Origin of the sequence: Mesobacillus sp., from assembly GCF_049588175.1 — a bacterium.
Lineage (GTDB): Bacteria > Bacillota > Bacilli > Bacillales > Cytobacillaceae > Mesobacillus.
In genome coordinates this window covers 1-4,643 of record NZ_JBAVFI010000613.1, presented here as the reverse complement: position 1 = coordinate 4,643, position 4,643 = coordinate 1, and the positions used below count along the sequence as shown (strand labels likewise).

The window sequence follows — 4,643 nt, the reverse complement described above, 5'->3', positions numbered from 1 at the left end:
GCAACTGAGCTGCTCATAATAATGTGAGCTCCCTCTGGAAGGTCATCCAGGCTCTTGTACTTCTTAGAATATACGCCGATAGGCTCAATATGAATTCCGCCTGCTACTTCGAACTTATAGTTATTTTCAGCCATTTGAGCTTCAAGGTAAGGAATGTGCTGGAAGTAGTTTGCATCAAGTTCTTTTGAATCTAAAGCCTGGTTAGGAACGATATAATCGTTGAATGTTTTGATTTCAAGCTCGTAGCCTTTTTCTTTTAAAAGCGGCTTTGCTTCTTCAAGGATTTCTGCGTGAGGCACATTTGATGCACCAACAACGATTTTTTTGCTTTCTTCCTTGCCGCCTTCTGTTTTGTCTTCAGAAGCACCGCAAGCTGCAAGTACAGCGGATAGTGTTAGAGTTATTAATACAATAAGCCATTTTTTCATGTGTTTTTCTCCCCTTATCTTTTGTCTAATTTTCTTGTGACGATATCGCCAATGAATTGAATCAAAAATACAATGACTAAAATAATAATCGTTGCCATCAGAGTGACATCATTCCTGCTTCGCTGGAAACCTTCCATGTAAGCCAGGTTTCCTAATCCTCCCGCTCCGATTACCCCTGCCATCGCCGTGTAGCTGACGAGCGCAATAGCTGTTACGGTAATACCCGAAACTAGCGCTGGCATTGATTCAGGAAGGAGGACTTTCCAAATGATTGTAGTTGTCTTTGCTCCCATTGATTTTGCTGCCTCGATTACCCCTTTATCGATCTCGCGCAGGCCAATTTCAACCATCCTTGCATAGAAAGGAGCAGATCCAATGATCAATGCCGGCAATGCGGCGTTTTCTCCAATCATCGTATTCAGGATGAATTTTGTAAAAGGAATCAGCAATACGATTAAGATGATAAACGGAATGGACCGGAAAATGTTAACGAAGGCGCTTAAGACTAAATTGACTGGTTTATTCTCCCAGATATTACCCTTCGATGTCAGAAACAATAATAAACCAAGGATTGCTCCAAGAATGAATGTTGCAGCAACAGAAATGGTGCTCATATATAATGTTTCTCCAGTTGCCTCCCACATTCGGTCCCAATTCACGTTAGGAAAAAAATTTTCAGCCATTCGAAACCACCTCCACGCCAACTTCCTGCTTCCCGATAAATTCAATGGCACGCTGCAAATCACTTTCTTCGCCATCTAAGTGGATAAACAGGGTTCCGTATGAACCATTTTGCGTCTGCGAGATTTTCCCTTGCAAAATATTGACCATGATCGGGAACTCACGAACCAGGTTGGTGATAAGCGGCTGTTCAGCTCCTTCACCGACAAACGTCAATTGGACAACACGGCCATGTGGATAGAGTGATAGTAAATGGTCAACTGTTTCCTTTGTCTCGTCCGGTTCCGTTACCTGCTGGACGAATCTTTTCGTGATTGGCTGCTGCGGATTTTTAAACACTTCAAGCACTGGGCCTGTTTCGACTATTTTTCCGCCTTCCATTACAGCTACTCTGTGACATATTTTCCTGATCACATGCATTTCGTGTGTGATCAGGACAATCGTAAGTCCAAGTCTTTTATTGATATCAACAAGCAAATCCAGAATTTGGTCTGTTGTTTCTGGGTCCAATGCTGAAGTTGCTTCGTCTCCTAGAAGAACCTTGGGATTATTTGCTAGAGCCCTTGCAATTCCGACTCTCTGCTTTTGTCCGCCGCTCAGCTGGGATGGATAAGCATCTCCCCTGCCGTCAAGGCCAACCAGGGAAATGAGCTCTTTAACCCTTTCGTCCCTTTCCGATTTTGAAACACCGGCTATTTCTAGCGGGAAAGCAATATTTTCTGCCACTGTCCTTGACCAGAGCAAATTGAAATGCTGGAAAATCATGCTTATTTCCTGGCGCGCTTTTCTGAGTTGTGCTCCTTTTATTCTGGATACTTCCCTGCCGGCCACGACCACCGAACCTGATGTAGGGATTTCAAGACCATTCAACATGCGGATCAATGTACTTTTACCGGCACCGCTATATCCGATGACCCCATAAATCTCGCCTTCTTTGACTTCAAGATTTACATCATCGACGGCTTTTACTTCTCCCTTTTTGGAAGCATAAATCTTTTTCGCCTTTTTTATTGTGATCAATCGACTCACCCTCTTTACAACCGAATAATCTTTTTTAAAACCGTTAAATTGTTCAACTTTATCAGTCTAGTTTCCCATTACCTGAGTAAATAAATTCAAACAACTCACAGGGTTCACAGACCAATTATGTTCTTAAAATAATAAAAGCCTTTCTGCATATGAGCAGAAAGGCATAATTGTAGGCTGTATCCTTTCTCTCATCTACCAAAGCTAAAAGCTTTGAGTGAATTGGCACCATTTCAATAAGCAAGCTTATTGACGGTTGCCGGGTTTCAAAGGGCACTTCCCTCCACCTCTCTTGATAAGAGCACGCTATTCAGTTTTAATCGGTTTTAAGTTACGAGTGTGATTTTATCACGTATTAAAAAAGGGTGTCAATAAAATTATTTCCAAATATCAATTGGAATGTACTGGAAATACGATTTATACTTTTGCTGGAACAGATGGAACACCTGTCGCTTTTTCGATTGCCTGCTCTAAATCTTCTAAGATATCTTCAATATTTTCAATGCCGACCGAGAGCCTGATCAGGTCCTCGGGAACGCCGGCAGCCTTAAGTCCTTCGGCATCAAGCTGTTGATGCGTCGTGCTTGCTGGATGGATAATCAGGCTTTTCGCATCTCCAACGTTGGCAACGTGCGACCATAATTTGACTGAATTGATGAGCTTTGCTCCAGCATCCCTTCCTCCTTCGATGCCAAAAACGACAACGGCCCCCGCACCCTTAGGAAGATATTGATCAGCTAGCTTTTTATCTGGATGAGCGTCATGTCCCGGATAAGCAACCCAGGTAACGGCTGGATGTGACTCAAGGAATTCGACGACCTTCAAGGTATTCGCCACATGTTCTTTCATCCTGACATGCAAGGTTTCAATTCCCAGATTGAATTGGAAAGCACTCTGGGGGCTGATTGAAGGCCCCAAGTCGCGCAGCAATTGCACCCGTGCTTTTACGATAAAAGCTGCGGCCCCGATTGCCTCGCTGTATACCAGGTCATGATAGCTGGAATCCGGTTCATTAAAACCAGGGAACTTAGGAGATTTCCAGTCGAAATTACCCCCATCAACGATGATCCCGCCGAGAACTGTTCCATTTCCAAGAAGCCATTTTGTAGCTGAGTGGACTACAATGTCTGCTCCGTGCTCAATCGGCCGGCATAAATATGGGGTGGCGAACGTATTGTCGATAATCAGCGGAACTCCCGCCTCATGAGCAATGTCAGCTACTTTAGCAATATCTAGAACCCGCAGGCTTGGGTTTCCAATCGTTTCTGCAAAAATGGCCTTTGTTTTCGGAGTGAGGGCTTTTCTGAAATTCTCAGTGTTTTCAGGGTCGACAAAGTGAACTTTTATCCCATACTTGGGCAAAGTAACGGCAAAGAGATTATAAGTACCTCCATAGAGATTGGAAGCAGCCACTATTTCATCACCTGCATGAGCTATATTCAAGATAGCCATTGTGATTGCTGCCATCCCGCTGGATACTGCCAGCGCGCCGATGCCACCCTCAAGCAATGCAACTTTTTCCTCTAGAGCTGTTACCGTAGGGTTATGTATCCTGGAATAGATATAACCCGACTCTTTAAGCGCAAATAGATCCGCAGCATGGCCCGTATTATGAAATTGAAAAGCATTACTAGAATAGATCGGCAACGCCCTAGCTCCTGTAACAGAATCCGGTGATTGTCCTCCATGCACACCTAAAGTTTCAAGTTTGTAGTTCCGCTGGTTTTCCGCCATTTCCATCTCTCCATTCGTTTAATTTTAGGAAAGAAGATACGAAAAAACCCTCTTCCTAAGAAGAGGGTCGTTTATCGTCTCTCCTTATCTTTTCAGAGCAATTACTCTGATGGAATTAGCACCGTGTTTATTAACCGGTTGCCGGGCTTCACAGGGCCAGTCCCTCCGCCTCTCTTGATAAGAATATTAAGTTTTAAAGTTTTTGCCTCATAATGGTTTTGCAAGTTAACGTGATAATATCATGCAGTATAGCAGTGGGTCAAATATTTTTTTGATTTTTCAGATAAAAACTTTTACGGGCATCGGCCTGGCAAGGAAAAAGATTGACTCAAGCACCAATAAAGTCCTAAATGGGGATACAAGATTGAAATAGCCAATGTTAATGCCCTCACGAAGCTTTATGTGCCCATCAAGCAACTGAATTAAAAAATCTTCCCTTCCAGAAAGCTTCGCATATTGAACAGCTGGAAATGTACCCTCTTTGCTTAACTCAACCTTATTCTTTTTTAACGATAAAAAATAAGTTTGATTTTCTGTTTCAATCGAGAGACATAAATCCAGATTATTAACTAATAGCATAATATGATTCTTCTTCTGTATAGCAGTCATAAAGCTTTCGATTTTTTCTTCCATCCCGTTCAGCCCCCTGCTATTACATAGTCCTTGTTTAACGGAAAAAACCTGTAATAATCCTTCGACAAATAGTACGGGGCACCTAAATAAATAGGTTCACTGCAATAGGAAAGTCGATTGATGCTGCATTCTAACTAATAC

Annotated in this window: 5 protein-coding genes and 2 riboswitches; all 5 genes read right to left on the bottom strand. The window is 42.7% G+C overall.

Annotated features, from left to right (window positions below; all coding sequences use genetic code 11):
* Nucleotides 1-428: MetQ/NlpA family ABC transporter substrate-binding protein (locus WB217_RS14870; protein ID WP_423994020.1), on the bottom strand; the 428-nt coding region annotated here is incomplete at its 3' end.
* Nucleotides 429-442: 14 nt separating this feature from the next.
* Nucleotides 443-1,111, bottom strand: coding sequence for a methionine ABC transporter permease (locus tag WB217_RS14865; RefSeq protein WP_423994019.1), 669 nt, complete (start codon nucleotides 1,109-1,111; stop codon nucleotides 443-445).
* A complete protein-coding gene (locus WB217_RS14860; protein ID WP_423994018.1) occupies nucleotides 1,104-2,129 on the bottom strand; it encodes a methionine ABC transporter ATP-binding protein in 1,026 nt (341 codons plus the stop codon). Before WB217_RS14860 ends, WB217_RS14865 begins: the two co-directional genes overlap by 8 nt.
* 194 nt (nucleotides 2,130-2,323) lie before the next feature.
* Nucleotides 2,324-2,437, bottom strand: a riboswitch (SAM riboswitch).
* 115 nt (nucleotides 2,438-2,552) lie between these two features.
* Nucleotides 2,553-3,869: an O-acetylhomoserine aminocarboxypropyltransferase/cysteine synthase family protein gene (locus tag WB217_RS14855; RefSeq protein ID WP_423994017.1), complete on the bottom strand. Its 1,317-nt coding sequence runs from the start codon at nucleotides 3,867-3,869 to the stop codon at nucleotides 2,553-2,555.
* 81 nt (nucleotides 3,870-3,950) lie between these two features.
* A riboswitch (SAM riboswitch) is annotated at nucleotides 3,951-4,053 on the bottom strand.
* A gap of 95 nt (nucleotides 4,054-4,148) precedes the next feature.
* On the bottom strand, nucleotides 4,149-4,502 hold the full coding sequence (locus tag WB217_RS14850; protein ID WP_423994016.1) for a hypothetical protein: 354 nt from the start codon (nucleotides 4,500-4,502) through the stop codon (nucleotides 4,149-4,151).
* Between the last annotated feature and the right edge of the window lie 141 nt (nucleotides 4,503-4,643).